Source organism: Pseudomonas sp. MSSRFD41, from assembly GCF_014230245.1.
Taxonomy (GTDB): Bacteria; Pseudomonadota; Gammaproteobacteria; order Pseudomonadales; family Pseudomonadaceae; genus Aquipseudomonas; species Aquipseudomonas piscis.
Genome location: NZ_JACKZK010000009.1, coordinates 67,466 through 84,049, shown reverse-complemented (window position 1 = coordinate 84,049; position 16,584 = coordinate 67,466). Strand labels below are relative to the sequence as shown.

The window sequence follows — 16,584 nt, the reverse complement described above, 5'->3', positions numbered from 1 at the left end:
CCACGCAACTCATCGGACAAGGAGCGACACGGATGCACCCAGCCAAAACCACCACCAGCCGCCGATTGCTCCGGCGTGGCTGCTTTGCCCTGCTGTTCACCTGCCTGGGCGCCGTGTTGGCCATCGGCCTGGAACGGTTGTACCCGCCGGCCCAGGAGATGATCAGCACCCGCAAGGCCCTGGTCATCGACGGCCCCCCGGGCGACGGGCACCGCTACCTGTTGCCGCCGGGCACCGTGCTGTATTACGAAAAGGCCATGCCGGAGGGGCATGCCCGCTACCGGGCCTATTTCTATTACAAGGGCGAAATTGAAGGTGATCCGCTGCCGCTGGAGCCCAAGCACCATGGGTCCTTGATCGCCCCGGGCTGGCTGTCGAGCCCCGAGCCCGATGCGCCGTCCTTGTAGGTGGCTGGGGTCAGGGCGGTGTCGACTCACCGCCCAGTGAGGCTTCTGGCCTGTGCGTCGATCCGCGGTTGATCTTCAGCTCGCTGACGATCACCGCCAGCACGATCATCGCCCCGCCCAGCAGGGCCAGGGCGGGCAGGCGTTCCCCGGCGATGCGCCCGACGATCCCGGCCCAGACCGGTTCGCCGGCATAGATCAGCGTGGCCCGGGTCGGCGAGACGCTCTGCTGTGCCCAGTTCATCGCCACCTGGATCGCCGCGCTGGAGGCTCCCAGGCCCAGGGCGATGACCAGCAGCAGCCAGGAGAACTCCGGCAGCGTTTCCCCGGTGGGCAGCACCATGGCGAAGGCCAGCACCGAGGTCACCGCCAGTTGCACCACCGTCACCCGGCGCACATCCACGCGCCCGGCAAAGCTGCTGATGAGGATGATCTCGGCGGCGATCGCCACGGTGCTGATCAGGGTCGCGATCTCTCCGGGGCTGAAATCCAGGGAGGCGCCGTTGGGCCCGGACAGCAGCATCAGCCCGGTGAATGCCAGCATGATCCCCAGGCTGGGCAGCAAGCCCGGGCGCTTGCCCATGAACAGCCATTGCAACAGGGGCACGAAGGGTACGTACAGCGCGGTGATGAAGGCCGATTGGCTGCTGGGGATGGTTTGCAGGCCCACGGTCTGCAAGCCGTAGCCGAGCATGATGGCAACCCCGATGAAACTGCCGGCGCGCAACTCGAACAGGGTCAGGCCGCGCAGGCGCGACCAGGAGAAGAGCGCGACGATGGCGGCGGCCGCGGCGAAGCGCAGGCCGACGAAGAACATCGGGCCGCTGACGCCCATGGCTTGTTGCACCAGGAGGAAGGTGCCGCCCCAGATCATGGTGATCAGCACCAGTACGGCCTCGGCCTTGCTGAGCTTGTAGAAAGAAGTGCTGGAAGTCCCGGATGTCATGGTCTTGCGTGCTACCTGAGGGGGACGCACAATGCGCCGGAAATTGGGCAGTATACTGCGCAGGCCCAGGGAGCGAGTGAATAGAGTGCATAAGGAAAACAGTCATCGGGCTTCGGTCCTGCAACATGTCAGCCTCAATGTCCGGCGCCTGCGCCACGCCGCTGGCTTGAGCCAGAGTGCCCTGGCGCAGAAGTCGGCGGTCAGCCGGCGGATGCTGGTGGCCATCGAGGCGGGGGAGAAGAACGTCAGCCTCGGGACCCTGGATCGAGTCGCCGAGGCCCTGGGCGTGGCCTTCAGCGACCTGATCCAGGCCCCGGATTCCCGGGACTCCAGCCGTATCAACGAGCTTGCCTGGGCGGGGCTGATTCCCGGCAGCCGCGCGGTGCTGCTGTCCAAGGCCGAGGCCCGCCGTGAGGTGGAGCTGTGGGAATGGCAGCTGGAGCCTGGCGAGGAGTACCGCTCCGAGTGCGATGCCCAGGGCTGGAGCGAGCAGCTGTATGTGTTCGAGGGTTGCCTGACGGTGTTCTTCGGCGACACCGAGCGCCGCCTGGAAAGCGGCGACTTCCTGATGTTCGCCAGCCATGTGCCCCATGGTTACCGCAACGATGGCACCCAGCCCACGCGCTTCGTGCGCAACGTGGTGATCTGATTCCGCGACAACTGTCCGCCTGCCAACAGTGGTTGGGCAGTTTGCCTGTTTTGTATTGCAGTGCTTTGTCGGTTTTATTCATAGCTCATTGAAATAGAACGTTTTTATTCCTGGGCACGAGTTCTGCAATGGTCCTGGCGGCAGGCACCCGACGGGTGTCGATCCTGACCACCAGCAAGCGGAACTGGCTCATGACAGCCCCAGCCCAACCCCCTCGCACTGCCCATATCATCCGCAGCGATGCCGAAGCCATCAGCATCGCCCGGGACCTGGCCCGGCGCTTCGCCGTGGACGCCGCGGTACGCGACCGTGAACGGCGCCTGCCGGTGGCCGAGCTGGACGAGTTCTCCGCCAGCGGCCTGTGGGGCATCACCATTCCCCGCGAATACGGCGGTGCCGGGGTGTCCTATGTGACCCTGGTGGAGGTGATCAAGATCATCTCCGCCGCCGACCCGTCCCTGGGCCAGTTGCCGCAGAACCACTTGGGGGTGGTGGATATCCTGTTGCAGACCGGCAACGAGGAGCAGAAGCGTCGCTACTTCAGCCAAGTGCTGCAGGGCTATCGCTTCGGCAACGCCTTCTCCGAGGCCGGTAGCAAGCATGTCGGCGCCTTCCAGAGCCAGATCCGCTTCGACGGCGACCAGGCCCGGATCGATGGGCAGAAGTTCTACTGCACCGGTGCCTTGTTCGCCCATATCGTCCCGGCAGTGGCCGTGGATGAGGACGGCCAGGCCCATATCGCATTCATCGAGCGGGACAACCCCGGGCTGACGGTAATCGATAGCTGGGACGGCTTCGGCCAGCGCACCACCGCCAGTGGCGGGGTCAGCCTGCAGGCGGTGCAGGTGCCGCGCAGCGCGGTGATCCCGGCCCACCGTGCCTTCGACCAGCCCACCGCCGATGGGCCGATCTCCCAAGTGATCCAGGCCGCGGTCGACACCGGCATCGCCGTCGCCGCCCTGGAGGATGCCAAGCTCCACGCCCGGCAGTCCCGGCCCTGGATCGACAGCGGCCTGGACCATGGCTGGCAGGATCCCTACACCCTCGCGGCCATCGGCGACCTGGAGTGGCGGGTACACGGTGCCGAGGAAATCCTCACTCGCGCGGCCCAGGCCATCGACCAGGCCCTGGCCAGCCCGGATGCGGACAGCGTCGCCCAAGCCTCGCTGGTGGTGGCCCAGGCCAAGGTGCTGTCCACCGAAAGCGCCTTGCTCGCGGCCAGCAAGCTGTTCGAACTGGCCGGCACCCGTTCGGTATCGGCCAAGTACAACCTCGACCGCCACTGGCGCAATGCCCGGACCCACACCCTGCACGATCCGGCCCGTTGGAAATACCACCTGATCGGCAATTTCCTGCTCAACGGCGTCAAGCCGGCCCGCCACGCCTGGAACTGAAGGACAGCCCCATGAATGCCTTGACCCGACCCGATACCCCCCAGGACGCCCTGGCCCGCAATGCCGAGCAGTTGCAGCGGGCTCGAGGCCTGTTGCAGCAGACTCTCGCCTACGTACGCCAGCACGCCCGGCCCTGGCCGGGCAGCGGCTTGGCGCAGGCCAGCCAGGACCCCTACGTGATCAGCCGCTTCGGTGACCTGCAGGTCCGCATCGAAGTGGCCGCGGCCCTGCAGGAGCGTGCCCAGCGCCACTTGCACGCGGAGCAGGACCCGGCCCAGGTCCGGGTCGCCCTGGCCGAGGCGGCGATCGCCATCGGCGAAGCGTTGCTGGCTGCCAGCAACGCCGAGTTCGAACTCACCGGCCAGCGCAGCCCGCAGCCCTCGACCCTGGACGACCCGCTGCGTTGGAAGTACCGGTTGATCGGCAACTATCGCCTCAATGGCGTGTTGCCTGAAGGCTCGGGAGGGCTGCCTGATGCCCCGTGAGATCCGCCTCAACGCTTTCGACATGAACTGCGTCGGTCATCAATCGCCCGGGCTCTGGGCCCACCCCCGGGACCGCTCCTGGCAGTACAAGGACCTGGAATACTGGACCGACCTGGCGCGAATCCTCGAGAGGGGCAAGTTCGACGGGCTGTTCATCGCCGATGTGCTGGGCATCTATGACGTCTACAACGGCAACGGCGAGGCAGCGATCCGCCAGGCGGCCCAAGTGCCGGTGAACGATCCGCTGCAACTGATTCCGCCCATGGCCCTGGTCACCGAACACCTGGGGTTCGGCCTGACCGCGTCGCTGTCCTTCGAACATCCGTATCCTTTCGCCCGGCGTCTTTCCACCCTCGATCACCTGACCAAGGGCCGGGCCGGCTGGAACATCGTCACCTCGTACCTGGAGAGCGGCGCACGCAACATCGGCCAGCAGGCCCAGACCGAACACGACGCCCGCTATGACTACGCCGAGGAGTACCTGGAGGTCTGCTACAAGCTCTGGGAGGGCAGTTGGGAGGACGGCGCGGTGCTGCGCGACCGCGAGCGGCGGATCTTCAGCGATCCAAGCAAGATCCACGAGATCCGCCACCAGGGCAGGCACTTCCAGGTGCCGGGTATCCATTTATGCGAGCCCTCGCCGCAGCGCACCCCGGTGCTCTACCAGGCCGGGGCCTCCAGCCGGGGCAAGCAGTTCGCCGCCGAGCAGGCCGAATGCGTATTCGTCGCGGCGCCATCGAAGGTGTTGCTGAAAAAGACCGTGGCCGATATCCGCCGTCGCGCCGCCGAGGCCGGGCGCGACCCGTCGAAGCTGCTGATCTTCAACCTGCAGACGGTGATCCTCGGCGAGACCGACGCCCAGGCCAAGGCCAAGTTCGAGGAATACAAGCGCTGGGTCAGCTACGAAGGCGCCATGGCCTTGATCAGTGGCTGGACCGGCATCGATTTCAGTCGCTTCCGCCCTGACGAGCCGCTGCGGCATGTGCACACCAACGCCATCCAGTCGGCGGTGGAAGCCTTCTCCACGGCGGACCCGAACAAGGTCTGGACGCCCCACGAGCTGGCGGACTGGGTGGGCATCGGCGGCTTCGGCCCGTTGTTCGTCGGTGGTCCCGAGACCGTGGCCGACCTGTTGCAGGAGTGGGTCGAGGAAACCGACGTGGATGGCTTCAACCTGGCCTACGCCTTGACCCACGAAACCTTTATCGACGCAGTGGAACTGCTGGTGCCGCAGTTGCAGAAGCGCGGGGCGTACAAGACCGACTATGCGCCAGGCACCCTGCGCGAGAAGTTGTTCGGCGCAGGCCCCAGGTTGCCCGAGAGCCATCCGGGCAGCGCCTGGCGCAACCTCGGCACGCAACGCCAGGGGGTAGCGGCCGCCGAGGCGGCCCGGCAGCGGTCGGTCGCGCAGCGGCGGTAGTTCGCAGACTGCGCCAGCGGTTACAGGAGGCCAGGGAGCGGTCATGGACAGGTACGAGTCGCTGCGACACTGGGCCCGGGTGCGGCCGTTGGCCAATGCCCTGCGCCACAAGCGCCGGGGCCGTTGGCATGGCTGGCGCTGGATCGATGTACTGCGCGATGCCGAGCGCCTGGCCGACGGCTTGCGCCAGCATGGCCTGGGTAGCCAGTCGCGGTTGCTGTTGAGTGGACCATTCGAGCCTGACCTGCTGCTCCTGGCCCTGGCGGCCCGGAGCCTGGGGGCCGAGGTGGCGAGCCTCGACGACCAGCTGCCCAGCGAGGCCTTGCGTCAATCCCTGTGGCGCCTGCGGCCCAGCCATGTGTTCATCGGCAGCGGCCGGCAATGGGCTCGCTGGCAGGCCGCCGTGCACCGCGGTCCGGCTCCACGGTTGTTGATCGTCAGCGCTCCCGGGGACCTGCCCCGGAGCACGCATCCCTCCTGGCTGAGCTTCAGCCAACTGCTGGGAGGCGCCGATGGTTCGCGGCGCCAGGGGCGTCGGCGCTGGTCTCATGCGGCGGTGCAATTGTGGAGCGAGGAGGGGACCTGCTGGCAGGGCGGCCTGGAGGTGCTGCTCGAACACTGGCTGGGTAGCGGGCACAGCCTGGCTTTTCCCGAAAGCCCGGGTTCGGCGGCCCGCGACCGGCGGGAAATGGCCCCCAGCGACTTGCTGCTGTCCCCCCAGGGCCAGCAGGGCCTGCAGGACCAACTTGCGGCCCTGTTGGCCGGCTGGCGTCGTTTCTGGGCTTGGCCCGCAGGCCAACCACACCATGTCCTGGCATGGTTGCTCGAACGCCAGGCACGGCGCTTGCTGGGTGTTGGCCGCCTGCGTTGCGTGTGGCAGCCGGCCCAATCCCCGGGGGCGCTGCCGGGTTGGATCGCCGGGCTCGAACGTCGCCCGCCATAGCGCACGGCAGCCCGTCCTACTTTGGTATTGCCTGGCGGACCAGGGCCCTTGGCGCGCCTATCATCGTACCGGGGGATGTTCCCGGTGCCGGGCCAGGCATTACCCTGCTGCACGGGAACGCCCATGCCCACCCGGGACCAGAGTCCCGGCCAACCCTGACCGCGAGCACTTCATGAAGCAGACCCCTACCGGGCAACCGGACCCTGCCCCCCGCGATGCCGAGATCCTGATCATCGGCGGCGGCCTCAGTGGCGCCTCGCTGGCCGCGCAACTGCTGCGCCAGCCGGGGCGGCGTCGCATCCTGGTGATCGAGCCCCGGGCCGAACTGGGCCGGGGCGAGGCCTACAGCGCCACCGAGCTGGGCCATACGCTCAACGGCAACGCGGCGCGCATGAGCATCGACCCGGACAACCCCGACGACCTGACCCAGTGGCTGACCCGGCATATCGCCGAAGGCGGCTGGCCCGAGTCGGCCCTCCAGCCGGTGCCCATCAGCGAGCTCTTTCCGCCCCGGGGGCTGTTCGGGGTCTATGTCCAGCAGCGTTTGGCCGAGGCCCGGGCGCTGGGCCTGGAGCAGGGCTCCTCGGTGGAACATGTGCGCAGTGAGGTGGTGGACCTGCAGCATAAGGACGGCGGGATTTCGCTGGTCCTGGCCGATGGGCGCCAACTGCAGGGCGCGCTGGCGGTACTGGCCACGGGCATGTTCCCCGCCGCCCGTACCCGGCAGACCCATTCCAGCGGCCTCAACGCTGCCGCCCTGGACCCTTGGGATGTAAGCGCCATGGCGCGCCTGGACCCGATGTCCAGGGTGCTGATCATCGGTTCTGGGCTGACCATGGTGGACGCCGTCGTGTCCCTGGAGCAGGCAGGGCACCGCGGTCCCATCGACGTGTTTTCCCGCCACGGGCTGCTGCCCCATGTGCGGCGCCAGCCGCCGGCCTGGGTCGATTTCCTGGACCAGGACCCGGCTATCCGCAGCCCCCGGCAATTGCTCCACGAGCTGCGCCGCCAGTGCCGCCAGGCCCTGGCCCAGGGCATCGACTGGCAAGCGCCATTGGACACGGTGCGGGCGCATATCCCGCGCTTGTGGAGCCAGGCCAGCGATTGCCAGCGCCGCCAGTTCGTGCGGCATGTACGACCCTGGTGGGAGAGCCATCACCATCGTTCGCCGCCCTTGAGCGATGAGCTGGTGAGGCGCCTGCATGCCCAGGGCCGTTTGCGTATCCATGCCGCCAGCTACCAGGGGCTGGAGCCGGACAGCGAGGGCCGCCTGGCGATTCGCTTGCGCTATCGCGGCAGCCGGGAAAGCACGCGGGTGTCGGGCGATGCCTTGATCAACTCCAGTGGCATCGAGTACGACTGGCGCCGGGTGGACCGGCCCTTGCCCCGGCAGCTCCTGGCCCGGGGCCTGGTGCAACCGGGGCCGTTGGCCCTGGGCATCAGTGCCGAGCCCGACGGCGCGGTGCACGACGCCCAGGGCCGGGCCGGTGAACGCCTGTTCGCCATGGGCCCGCCATTGCGCGGCCTGTGGTGGGAAAGCACCGCGGTCACCGATGTGGCCCTGCAAGCCAAGGCCCTGGCCGTACGCCTGGCGGCGCTGTTGTAGGCGCTGGAGGGCATTTGGCTTGGCGTGATGAAGGCCTCGATCTGGTCCGGCAGCGGTTACAAGGTGATCCAGCGTTGCTCCCGGGCGGCGAGGCGGATCGCGGCCGCCAGCCGTTCCACTTCCCAGGCTTCCTGGAAGTCGGTGCCGTCCCGCCCCTGGCCGCACATCGCCATGAGCAGCTCCTGCACTTCCAGGGTCTTGAGTTCGTTGTAGCCCAGCTGGTGCCCCGGCGCCGGGCTGAAGGCCGCGTAGCCGGGCAGGGACGGACCGGCCAGCAGGCGCTGGAAACCCGGTTGGCCGGCCCAATACAGGCGCAGTTCGTTCAGGCGCTCCTGATCGAAGGCCAGGGTCCCCAGGGTGCCGCTGATCTCGAAGGCCAAGTGGTTCTTGTAGCCGTGCTTGATCCAACTGCTGCTCACGCTGCCCCGGGCGCCATTGGCGAAGCGCAGCAGCGCATGGGCCTGGTCGTCCACGGTGATGGCGCGGCGTTCAGGGGCGCCGGCCCGAATGGGGCGCTCCTGATGCACGGTGTGGGTATCGGCGCACACGGCGGCCACCGGCCCCATGAGAAAACGCGCCATGGCCAGCAGGTGGCTGCCCAGGTCCGCCAGGGCGCCGCCCGCCTGTTGTGGGTCACAGCGCCAGGTCCAGGGTGAGTCCGGATCGGCCATGAAGTCTTCGCTGAATTCGCCCTGGAAACTCACCAGTTGCCCCAGCTCGCCATTGCCGATCAGCTCGCGGGCCAGGACGATCAACGGATTGTGCTGGTAGTTGTAGCCGACCCGGGTCACCACCCCGGCCGCCTGTGCGGCTTGATGCATCTGCCGGGCCTGTTCGCTGGTCACGGCCAGGGGTTTTTCGCAGTACACCGCCTTGCCCGCCGCCAGGGCCGCCATGGCCATGGGAAAGTGCAAGTGATTGGGGGTGGTGATCGCCACCAGGCCGACCTGCGGGTCATCGATCAACTGGCGCCAATCCGCGTGGGCTTGGGCGAATCCCCAGGCCCTGGCACAGTGCGCGGCGCGTTGCCCATCGGCATCCGCCAGGGCCGCCAGGCGCGGGCGCACCGGCAGTTCGAATACCGCACCGACACTGCGAAAAGCCAGGGCGTGGGCGCGCCCCATGAATCCGGTTCCGATCAGCCCAACGCCCAGTTCATCCATCGCCGCACCTTTAGAGTTGTTGTGGTAGGGACGGCTATTTATGGAATAAAAATTCTCATATTTCAATGTAGAGAATAAATATTCTTTTTGTGCGCCCCTGTAGGAGCGAAGCTTGCTCGCGAGGGTCGTTAACGATGACTTGGATTGCCGGACGGAACGCGGCGTCTCGGGTTCATCGCGCGCTATCGAGCGTTCACCGGTTGCTCCTACAGGCTCGTGCCAGGCATGAAAAAGGCAGCCCGCAGGCTGCCTTTTTGTACGGCGCAGCTCGCTCAGGACAGGAAACCGCCATCCACGTTCAGCGCGGTGCCGGTGGTGTAGCTGGAAGCGTCGCTGGCCAGGTAGAGCACCGCGCCGGCCATCTCGCTCGGGTCGGCCACGCGCTTGAGCGGGATCTGCGCCAGGGCGGCGTTGCGGATGCTGTCGTTCTTGACCAGCGCCGAGGCGAACTTGGTGTCGGTCAGGCCCGGCAGCAGGGCGTTGCAGCGGATGCCGAACTGTGCGCATTCCTTGGCGAAGACCTTGGTCATGTTGATCACCGCGGCCTTGGTCACCGAGTAGATGCCCTGGAACAGCCCCGGCGATACGCCGTTGATCGAAGCCACGTTGATGATGCTGCCGCCACCGTGCTCGCGCATCAGCTTGCCGGCTTCCACCGACATGAAGAAATAACCGCGGATGTTCACGTCCACGGTCTTCTGGAAGGCGCCCAGGTCAGTGTCCAGCACGTTGCAGAACTGTGGGTTGGTGGCGGCGTTGTTGACCAGGATGTCCAGGCGCCCGAACTGCTCGCGGATGGCGGCGAACACCTGCTGGATCTGCTCCATTTCACCGATGTGGCAGGCGATGGCGGTGGCCTTGCCGCCGGCGGCGACGATGGCCTCGGCCACTTGCTGGCAGCCTTCGAGCTTGCGGCTCGAGACGATCACATGGGCGCCTTGCTGGGCCAGCAGCTTGGCAATGGCCTCACCGATGCCACGGCTGGCGCCGGAAACGAATGCGATCTTGCCGTCGAGGTCGAACAACTGAGTCTTGGACATGGTTTTTCCTTGTTGGGCGGTCAGGCGCCGGGGCGCACTCAGAGGCTGGATTTGCCGATGACTTGCAGGCTCATCTGCTCCAGCAGCTTGTTCATGTGGATGAACTGCGCGAAGCGTTTGTCCTGGGTCTGGCCGTGGTAGAAGCGGTAGTAGATCTGCTGCACGATGCCGGCCAGGCGGAACAGGCCGTAGGTGTAGTAGAAGTCGACGTTGCCGATCTGGATGCCGGAGCGTTCGGCGTAGTAGTCGACGAACTGCTGGCGGCTGAGCATGCCCGGGGCGTTGCTCGGCTGGCGGCGCATCAGTTGCACCGGCCCCGGGTCGCTGGCCTCGATCCAGTAGGCCAGGGTGTTGCCCAGGTCCATCAGCGGATCGCCCAAGGTGGTCAGTTCCCAGTCCAGCACGCCAATGATCTGCATCGGGTTCTGCGGGTCGAGGATCACGTTGTCGAAGCGGTAGTCGTTATGCACGATGCTCGAGGTCGGATGGTCGGCGGGCATCTTGTCGTTGAGCCAGGCCTTGACCACGTCCCATTGCGGGGCATCGGGGGTCAGGGCCTTCTCGTAGCGGTCGCTCCAGCCCTTGATCTGGCGCTGCACATAACCTTCGGGCTTGCCCAGGTCGCCCAGGCCGCAGGCCTGGTAGTCGACCCGGTGCAGCTCGACGAAGCGGTCGATGAAGCTCTTGCACAGCGTTTGGGTGTGGCTGGCGTCGAGGTTCAGTTCCGCTGGTAGGTCGGAGCGCAGGATGATGCCCTTGACCCGTTCCATGACATAGAACTCGGCCCCGATCACCGATTCGTCGGTGCAGTGCACATAGGCCTTGGGGCAGTACGGGAAGCCGTCCTTGAGTTGGTTGAGGATGCGGAACTCGCGGCCCATGTCGTGGGCCGACTTGGCCTTGTGGCCGAAAGGCGGGCGGCGTAGGACGAATTCCTGCTCGGGGTATTCCAGCAGGTAGGTGAGGTTCGAGGCACCGCCGGGGAACTGGCTGATCCGCGGCGTGCCGGTCAGGCCGGGAATCTGCGCCTTGAGGTATGGGTCGATCAGAGCGGCGTCGAGTTCTTCACCCGAGCGGGTGCGGGTGGACTGGTCTGTAAGCGCCATGCTTATCCCTTCTGCTTATTCTGGAGGCCAGAGATCATTGACTAATCTAATGTGCCCGCTGGCCCCCCACAATCTTGGCGGGCCTTTATAGGTGCGAGTGTTGCCGGGCAATCATTGTTTTTGATACAGGCGTTTGAATCGCCCCAGGGAGCATAGCCGTCAGCCGGGATTCAGCTGTGGCTGGGCAGCGGCAGGGCCAACGGGGTCAGCAACGGCTGGCCACTGAAGTGGGCCAGCAGGTTGCGCCCGACCATGTCCACGGTGTCGCGGCTGGCCTGGGGCGACAGTCCGGCGACATGGGGGGTGAGCACCACGTTGTCCAGGCGCTTGAGGCGTTCCGGCACCTCAGGTTCGGCGTCGAACACGTCCAGGGCCGCACCGGCGAGCCGACGTTGCTCCAGCGCCAGCAGCAGGGCCTCGGTGTCCACCACGCTGGCCCGCGCCACATTCACCAGGAAACCCTCGGGCCCCAGGGCCGCCAGCACCTCGTGGTCCACCAGGTGCCGGGTCTCGGCGCCACCAGGGGTGGCGATCATCAGCAGGTCGACGTCCCGGGCCAGTTCCAGCAGGGTCGGGCAAAAACGATAGGGCTGCTCCGGTCGCGGCTGGCGGCCGTGATAGCTGACCTGCATGTCCAGGCCCAGGGCACAGCGCCGGGCGATGGCCTGGCCCACCGCGCCGAGCCCGAGGATGCCCAGGTGCATGCCGGTCAATGATGGGCGTGTGACTTTCGGCCAATGCCCCTGGCGTACCGCCGCGTCAGCCTGGGGGATGCCACGCACCAGAGCCAACAGCAGTGCCAGGGCGTGGTCGGCCACCGACGAGGCATTGATCCCGGCGCCAGTGGTCACGGCAATCCCCCTGTTGCTCGCCGCTTGCAGGTCCACCTGCTCGTAGCCGGCGCCAATCACGCAGATGATCTGCAGCCGAGGCAGGGCATCGATTTCCTGTGCACTCAGGCCCAGGGGGCCGCGGGTCAGCACGGCGTCGATCTGCCCGGCGTGGTCGGCGATCGCCCGGGCCCGGGCAGCGGGCGTCTGGGCCAGGATCAGCGCAAAGCCCAGCGCTTCGAGCCGTGGCAGGTAGGCGTTGAAATTTTCAATCAGGACCAGGACGGTGGCGGGCATGGCGAACTCCTTGGGTTATCGAGGCAGGGTTTGCCGCAACTGGAAGATATTGCCTTCCGGATCGATGCCGTCGCAGACCCTGGCGCCCTTGAACTGCCATTCGCGTTCGGGTTCGTACAGCCGCCCGCCGGCACGGGCGGCGCGTTGCCGGGCCTGATCCAGGTCGCTGATCCAGAACACCGGCTTGCAGGCAGAGTCGCTGCGGGGCAGGGGAGGATCTTGCAGGACGATGCGCGCGGCGATCGCCGCCGGTACCTGGATCAGCGTCAGCTCCATGCCCTGGTGTTGCAGTTGCAGGTAGTCGGGCTGTCGCTCGCTGACGGGCCAGTCCAGCAGTGCGCTGTAGAACCGCGCCAATGCCTGTGGATCAAGGCTGTAGAGCACGAAGCCGGCAACAGTCATGGGCAACTCCCGTCAGACGATGGCGAAGGCTCAAGGGTGCGCATTAGCCGGGCCTTTGGCAATCCCCGGAACAGCCGTTGCCGGGGAGTGGCGCCGCGATCGGCGCGTCCCGGGCAGTGAGGGCCGGATCAGAAGGCGACGTCGGCGGTCGCGGCGAGGGTGACGAAGGTGCCGTCCAGGGTGGTGTTGTGATGATCGATGATCTTGCGCGCCCCCAGACATGGGGTGTCCATGCAGGTGTGGGCATCCGCCACCAGCAGTGCGGTAAAGCCCAGGTCGCCGGCGGCACGGCAGGTGGCATCGACGCAGTACTGGGTCTTCATGCCGACGATCACCAGCTCAGTGACCTGGGCCTGGTGCAGGCGCTCGGCCAGCCCGGTGCCGGTGAAGCAGTTGGGGCGGGTCTTGTCCAGTACGCAGTCTTGCTGCTCGTCCACCTCCAGGGTCGGCAGCAACTGCCAGAACGGACTGCCGGCGGCGATGGGCGAGTCGGCGGCGCCGGTATGGCGCATGGCGAAGATCGGCGCTGCGGCCTGGCGGGCGCGGCGGATCAGTTGGTTGATGTTGTCCAGGACCTGTTCGCGCTGGTAGGGCTTGTCCGGTCCGTTGAACAGTCCGACCTGCATGTCGATGACCAGCAGGGCGCGCTTGGCGTTGGGTAAAGGCATCTTGTCTCTCCTTGTTGTGCCAGCCGGACGGAGAAACAAAAGGCCCCGTCCATTGCTGGCGGGGCCTTGGTTGTCACTGTGCTCGCTTCATCCTGCACAGCCACCACACGACCCGCCGGAGGCAGTCGTGGTGTAGGTGGTGGGGATGAGCGGATAGGCATTCATGGGTCCGATCATGCCGTTCGTCGCCGACGCCTGTCAATGCAGGCGCAGGTGAGCCTGGATTCGCCGGGGATGAGGCGATAAGTCGCTTTGACGGGCCGTTCGGCACCTGCGAAAAAGCCGCAGGACCAGGGAGAGGGCCGGGCCAGACGCCTTGCGACAAAAACGGACATTATTGCTGCAACGCAGGTGCCATTCCTCCGCTGAGTCTATGCAGCGCCCTTGGAATCCCGGACAATCGCGCCCCCTCTGTTGGCTCGGGGTTCTGTCTGTCGGGTATTCCGACGCGCCTTCGAGCCAACGGCAAACGACCGGAATGTGGAGATCCCACCGGATGAATGATCAGGCCAACAGCGTTGATCAACGCTTTGAAACGGCGGCCCCAGCGACCCTGAGCAGCTGGAATCGCCAAGACACCACTTGGATGCTGGGCCTGTTCGGCACCGCCATTGGTGCCGGTACCCTGTTTCTGCCCATCAACGCTGGCCTCGGCGGCTTCTGGCCGTTGCTGATCCTGGCGTTGCTGGCCTTCCCCATGACCTTCTACGCGCACCGCGGCCTGACCCGCTTCGTGCTCTCCGGACGTGACGGCGCCGACATCACCGAAGTGGTGGAGGAACATTTCGGGATCAAGGCCGGGGCCCTGATCACCTTGCTCTATTTCTTCGCCATCTTCCCCATCCTCTTGATCTACAGCGTGGCCCTGACCAACACCGTCGGCAGCTTCATGGAGCACCAGCTGCACATCGTCCCGCCGCCGCGCGCGGTGCTGTCGCTGGTGCTGATCCTCGGCCTGCTGGCGGTGGTGCGCTGTGGCGAGCAAGTGATCGTCAAGGCCATGAGCCTGATGGTCTACCCGTTCATCGTCGCCTTGCTGTTCCTGGCGGTGTTCCTGATCCCGCACTGGAACGGCGGTATCCTCGCCGCCGCCGGCGACATCCCGGCGCCATCGGCCTTCCTGCATACCCTGTGGCTGGCGATTCCGGTGATGGTGTTCTCCTTCAACCACTCGCCGATCATCTCGGCCTTCGCCGTGGACCAGAAGCGCCGCTACGGCCAGCACGCGGAGCAGCGCAGCTCGCAGATCCTGTCCCGCGCCCACCTGCTGATGGTGGCCATGGTGCTGTTCTTCGTCTTCAGCTGCGTGCTGACCCTGTCGCCGGCCCAACTGGCCGAAGCCAAGGCGCAGAACCTGTCGATCCTGTCCTACCTGGCCAACCACTTCAGCAACCCGACCATCGCCTTCGCTGCGCCGCTGATCGCATTCGTGGCCATCGCCAAGTCGTTCCTGGGCCACTACATCGGGGCCAGCGAAGGCCTCAAGGGCTTGATCGTCAAGAGTGGCCGGCGCCCGGGCGCCAAGACCCTGGATCGGGTGACCGCGGCCTTCATGCTGGTGATCTGCTGGGCGGTGGCGACCTTGAACCCGAGTATCCTGGGCATGATCGAGACCCTGGGCGGCCCGGTGATCGCGGCCATCCTGTTCCTGATGCCGATGTACGCCATCCGCAAGGTGCCGGCCATGGCCCGCTATCGCGGCCAGGCGTCCAACGTGTTCGTGACCCTGGTGGGCCTGGTGGCCATCACCGCACTGGTGTACTCGCTGGCCTCCTGAAGCCGGGATTGTCTGGCGCTACACAATAGTTGAAACCAACGCCGCCGGTGCTGCCCAGCCCCGGCGGCGTTGTCATCTCGGGCGCCGGGTTTCGGCCAGCTGCCGTGGAGGGCTAGAAGCGCTCAAGTCGATAAGGCCTCGGATCGACCACGGGCCGGGTGGCACAGATCAGGTCGGCGGCGAGTTGCCCGGCCGCTGGCGCCGTGCCGAAGCCGTGGCCCGAGAAGCCGCTGGCCAAGGTCAGGCCGGGAATCTTCGCGACAGGGCCGATCACCGGTAGCGAGTCGGGGGTGACATCGAGCGCGCCGCTCCAGGCTTGCTTCACCACGGCGTCCTTGAACATCGGCCATGCCGCGGCCAGGTTGCGCAGTGCTTCGGCGTTCACCCTGGGGTCGGCAGGTGGGTCCAGGGTTCGTACCCGTTCGAAAGGCGATACCTGATCGGCTCGCCAGCGTCGTCCCAGGAGGAGATCGTCGAACAGCTCGCGGCCGATGGACGGTTGCAGGTTTTGCCATTGTCCGCGCAGCGCGCCCAGGTAACGCCGCCCTAGCAACAGGCTGTCGAGCGTCAGCGGTGCGCTCAGGATGCCGCGATGGCTGATGGTGAAGCCACCGTCCAGGCGTTTGCGAAACGAGAAGTCCGGGGCGCCCACGGTGATATCACAGGGGCCTTGCAGAGGCGCGGTCCGCAGGATCGAGGCCACCAAGGGCAAGGTCGGCAGGTCGATGCCCAGGTTGCCGAGAAAACGTCGCGACCACAGGCCGCCCGCCAGCAGCACCTGCTCGCAGCGGATCTCGCCGCGTTCGCTGACGACCCCGGCGATCCTGCCGGCGGCCAGCGACAGGGTCCGTACTGCACAGTGCTCGACGATCACGGCACCCTGTGCCATGGCCGCACGGGCGATCGCGCTGGCCGCCAGGGTCGGTTCGGCGCGTCCGTCCGAAGGTGTGTAAAGGCCGCCTGCCCAGTGACCGCTGCCGCCCGGCACCAGGGTCGCGATGCGCGATGCGCTGATCTGGCGCGAGTCCAGCGCCAGGTCCCGTACCGAATCGAGCCAGCCCTGGTGCATGGCCAAGTCGGAGTCGTTGCGGGCCAGGTACAGGATGCCGGCGCGGCGGTAGCCGACATCGGCGCCGACCCGTGCCGCCAGGCCGTCCCATAGCGAATCGGCGGCCATGGCCAGCGGGACATCGGGCGCCGAGCGGCTCATCTTGCGAATCCAGCCCTGGTTGCGCGAGGACTGTTCGCCAGCGATCCGGCCTTTTTCCAGCACGACCACGGGCGTGCCGCGTTCGGCCAGGACCAGGGCGGCGACCAGGCCGATGATGCCGCCGCCTATGACCACCACGGTGGTCGCTTCGGGCAGGTCCAGCGAGGTCTGGACCGGGGTGATCAGGGGCGCCACGACTCGTCTCCTTCAGCTTGGATATCACTCGGATTGCTGCTCGCGTCCC

Annotated in this window: 16 protein-coding genes; 8 read left to right on the top strand and 8 right to left on the bottom strand. The window is 66.6% G+C overall.

Features of this window, described 5'->3' with window-relative positions; all coding sequences use genetic code 11:
* Window positions 1–32: 32 nt before the first annotated feature.
* Window positions 33–407, top strand: a complete 375-nt coding sequence (locus H7A76_RS15615; RefSeq protein WP_185699319.1) for a hypothetical protein — start codon at window positions 33–35, stop codon at window positions 405–407.
* 10 nt (window positions 408–417) lie between these two features.
* On the opposite strand, the gene H7A76_RS15610 is transcribed toward H7A76_RS15615, so the two are convergent.
* Window positions 418–1,419 carry a DMT family transporter gene (locus tag H7A76_RS15610; RefSeq protein WP_185699469.1) on the bottom strand — a complete coding sequence of 334 codons (1,002 nt, stop codon included), beginning with the start codon at window positions 1,417–1,419 and terminating at the stop codon, window positions 418–420.
* A 16-nt stretch (window positions 1,420–1,435) separates the two neighbouring features.
* Here H7A76_RS15610 and H7A76_RS15605 point away from each other — a divergent pair, with 16 nt between their 5' ends.
* The 6 genes from H7A76_RS15605 to H7A76_RS15580 all read left to right on the top strand — a co-directional run bounded on the left by H7A76_RS15605 (window position 1,436) and on the right by H7A76_RS15580 (window position 7,847).
* A complete protein-coding gene (locus H7A76_RS15605; RefSeq protein WP_185699468.1) occupies window positions 1,436–1,999 on the top strand; it encodes a helix-turn-helix domain-containing protein in 564 nt (187 codons plus the stop codon).
* 191 nt (window positions 2,000–2,190) lie between these two features.
* Window positions 2,191–3,393: an SfnB family sulfur acquisition oxidoreductase gene (locus tag H7A76_RS15600; RefSeq protein ID WP_185699318.1), complete on the top strand. Its 1,203-nt coding sequence runs from the start codon at window positions 2,191–2,193 to the stop codon at window positions 3,391–3,393.
* Between the two features lie 11 nt (window positions 3,394–3,404).
* The gene (locus H7A76_RS15595; protein WP_185699317.1) at window positions 3,405–3,878 is read left to right on the top strand and encodes an acyl-CoA dehydrogenase; all 474 of its coding nucleotides are present in this window, start codon (window positions 3,405–3,407) and stop codon (window positions 3,876–3,878) included.
* On the top strand, window positions 3,868–5,298 hold the full coding sequence (locus tag H7A76_RS15590; protein ID WP_185699316.1) for an LLM class flavin-dependent oxidoreductase: 1,431 nt from the start codon (window positions 3,868–3,870) through the stop codon (window positions 5,296–5,298). Before H7A76_RS15595 ends, H7A76_RS15590 begins: the two co-directional genes overlap by 11 nt.
* Window positions 5,299–5,341: 43 nt before the next feature.
* On the top strand, window positions 5,342–6,241 hold the full coding sequence (locus H7A76_RS15585; RefSeq protein ID WP_185699315.1) for an AMP-binding protein: 900 nt from the start codon (window positions 5,342–5,344) through the stop codon (window positions 6,239–6,241).
* Between the two features lie 172 nt (window positions 6,242–6,413).
* On the top strand, window positions 6,414–7,847 hold the full coding sequence (locus tag H7A76_RS15580) for an FAD/NAD(P)-binding protein (RefSeq protein ID WP_185699314.1): 1,434 nt from the start codon (window positions 6,414–6,416) through the stop codon (window positions 7,845–7,847).
* 56 nt (window positions 7,848–7,903) lie between these two features.
* Here H7A76_RS15580 and H7A76_RS15575 read toward each other — a convergent pair whose 3' ends face one another.
* The 6 genes from H7A76_RS15575 to H7A76_RS15550 all read right to left on the bottom strand — a co-directional run bounded on the left by H7A76_RS15575 (window position 7,904) and on the right by H7A76_RS15550 (window position 13,353).
* The gene (locus H7A76_RS15575) at window positions 7,904–9,010 is read right to left on the bottom strand and encodes a Gfo/Idh/MocA family protein (RefSeq protein WP_185699313.1); all 1,107 of its coding nucleotides are present in this window, start codon (window positions 9,008–9,010) and stop codon (window positions 7,904–7,906) included.
* Window positions 9,011–9,282: 272 nt separating this feature from the next.
* A complete protein-coding gene (locus H7A76_RS15570; protein WP_185699312.1) occupies window positions 9,283–10,050 on the bottom strand; it encodes an SDR family oxidoreductase in 768 nt (255 codons plus the stop codon).
* Between the two features lie 38 nt (window positions 10,051–10,088).
* A complete protein-coding gene (locus H7A76_RS15565) occupies window positions 10,089–11,156 on the bottom strand; it encodes a phosphotransferase family protein (protein ID WP_185699311.1) in 1,068 nt (355 codons plus the stop codon).
* A gap of 170 nt (window positions 11,157–11,326) precedes the next feature.
* Window positions 11,327–12,283 carry a 2-hydroxyacid dehydrogenase gene (locus H7A76_RS15560; protein ID WP_185699310.1) on the bottom strand — a complete coding sequence of 319 codons (957 nt, stop codon included), beginning with the start codon at window positions 12,281–12,283 and terminating at the stop codon, window positions 11,327–11,329.
* Window positions 12,284–12,298: 15 nt separating this feature from the next.
* A complete protein-coding gene (locus H7A76_RS15555) occupies window positions 12,299–12,685 on the bottom strand; it encodes a VOC family protein (RefSeq protein WP_185699309.1) in 387 nt (128 codons plus the stop codon).
* Between the two features lie 128 nt (window positions 12,686–12,813).
* Complete coding sequence (locus tag H7A76_RS15550; RefSeq protein ID WP_185699308.1) at window positions 12,814–13,353, bottom strand: cysteine hydrolase family protein; 540 nt, start codon at window positions 13,351–13,353, stop codon at window positions 12,814–12,816.
* 496 nt (window positions 13,354–13,849) lie between these two features.
* On the opposite strand from H7A76_RS15550, the gene H7A76_RS15545 reads away from it, so the two are divergent.
* On the top strand, window positions 13,850–15,130 hold the full coding sequence (locus tag H7A76_RS15545) for a serine/threonine transporter (protein ID WP_185699307.1): 1,281 nt from the start codon (window positions 13,850–13,852) through the stop codon (window positions 15,128–15,130).
* A gap of 112 nt (window positions 15,131–15,242) precedes the next feature.
* Here H7A76_RS15545 and H7A76_RS15540 read toward each other — a convergent pair whose 3' ends face one another.
* Window positions 15,243–16,535: an FAD-binding oxidoreductase gene (locus H7A76_RS15540; RefSeq protein WP_185699306.1), complete on the bottom strand. Its 1,293-nt coding sequence runs from the start codon at window positions 16,533–16,535 to the stop codon at window positions 15,243–15,245.
* Window positions 16,536–16,584 lie beyond the last annotated feature (49 nt).

Excerpts from the sequence above, each read along its gene's own strand:
- H7A76_RS15570 (WP_185699312.1), bottom strand. The coding sequence starts at position 10,050 with ATGTCCAAGACTCAGTTGTTCGACCTCGACGGCAAGATCGCATTCGTT.
- H7A76_RS15565 (WP_185699311.1), bottom strand. The coding sequence starts at position 11,156 with ATGGCGCTTACAGACCAGTCCACCCGCACCCGCTCGGGTGAAGAACTC.
- H7A76_RS15600 (WP_185699318.1), top strand. The coding sequence starts at position 2,191 with ATGACAGCCCCAGCCCAACCCCCTCGCACTGCCCATATCATCCGCAGC.
- H7A76_RS15550 (WP_185699308.1), bottom strand. The coding sequence starts at position 13,353 with ATGCCTTTACCCAACGCCAAGCGCGCCCTGCTGGTCATCGACATGCAG.
- H7A76_RS15595 (WP_185699317.1), top strand. The coding sequence starts at position 3,405 with ATGAATGCCTTGACCCGACCCGATACCCCCCAGGACGCCCTGGCCCGC.
- H7A76_RS15580 (WP_185699314.1), top strand. The coding sequence starts at position 6,414 with ATGAAGCAGACCCCTACCGGGCAACCGGACCCTGCCCCCCGCGATGCC.
- H7A76_RS15615 (WP_185699319.1), top strand. The coding sequence starts at position 33 with ATGCACCCAGCCAAAACCACCACCAGCCGCCGATTGCTCCGGCGTGGC.
- H7A76_RS15590 (WP_185699316.1), top strand. The coding sequence starts at position 3,868 with ATGCCCCGTGAGATCCGCCTCAACGCTTTCGACATGAACTGCGTCGGT.
- H7A76_RS15560 (WP_185699310.1), bottom strand. The coding sequence starts at position 12,283 with ATGCCCGCCACCGTCCTGGTCCTGATTGAAAATTTCAACGCCTACCTG.
- H7A76_RS15545 (WP_185699307.1), top strand. The coding sequence starts at position 13,850 with ATGAATGATCAGGCCAACAGCGTTGATCAACGCTTTGAAACGGCGGCC.
- H7A76_RS15555 (WP_185699309.1), bottom strand. The coding sequence starts at position 12,685 with ATGACTGTTGCCGGCTTCGTGCTCTACAGCCTTGATCCACAGGCATTG.
- H7A76_RS15575 (WP_185699313.1), bottom strand. The coding sequence starts at position 9,010 with ATGGATGAACTGGGCGTTGGGCTGATCGGAACCGGATTCATGGGGCGC.
- H7A76_RS15585 (WP_185699315.1), top strand. The coding sequence starts at position 5,342 with ATGGACAGGTACGAGTCGCTGCGACACTGGGCCCGGGTGCGGCCGTTG.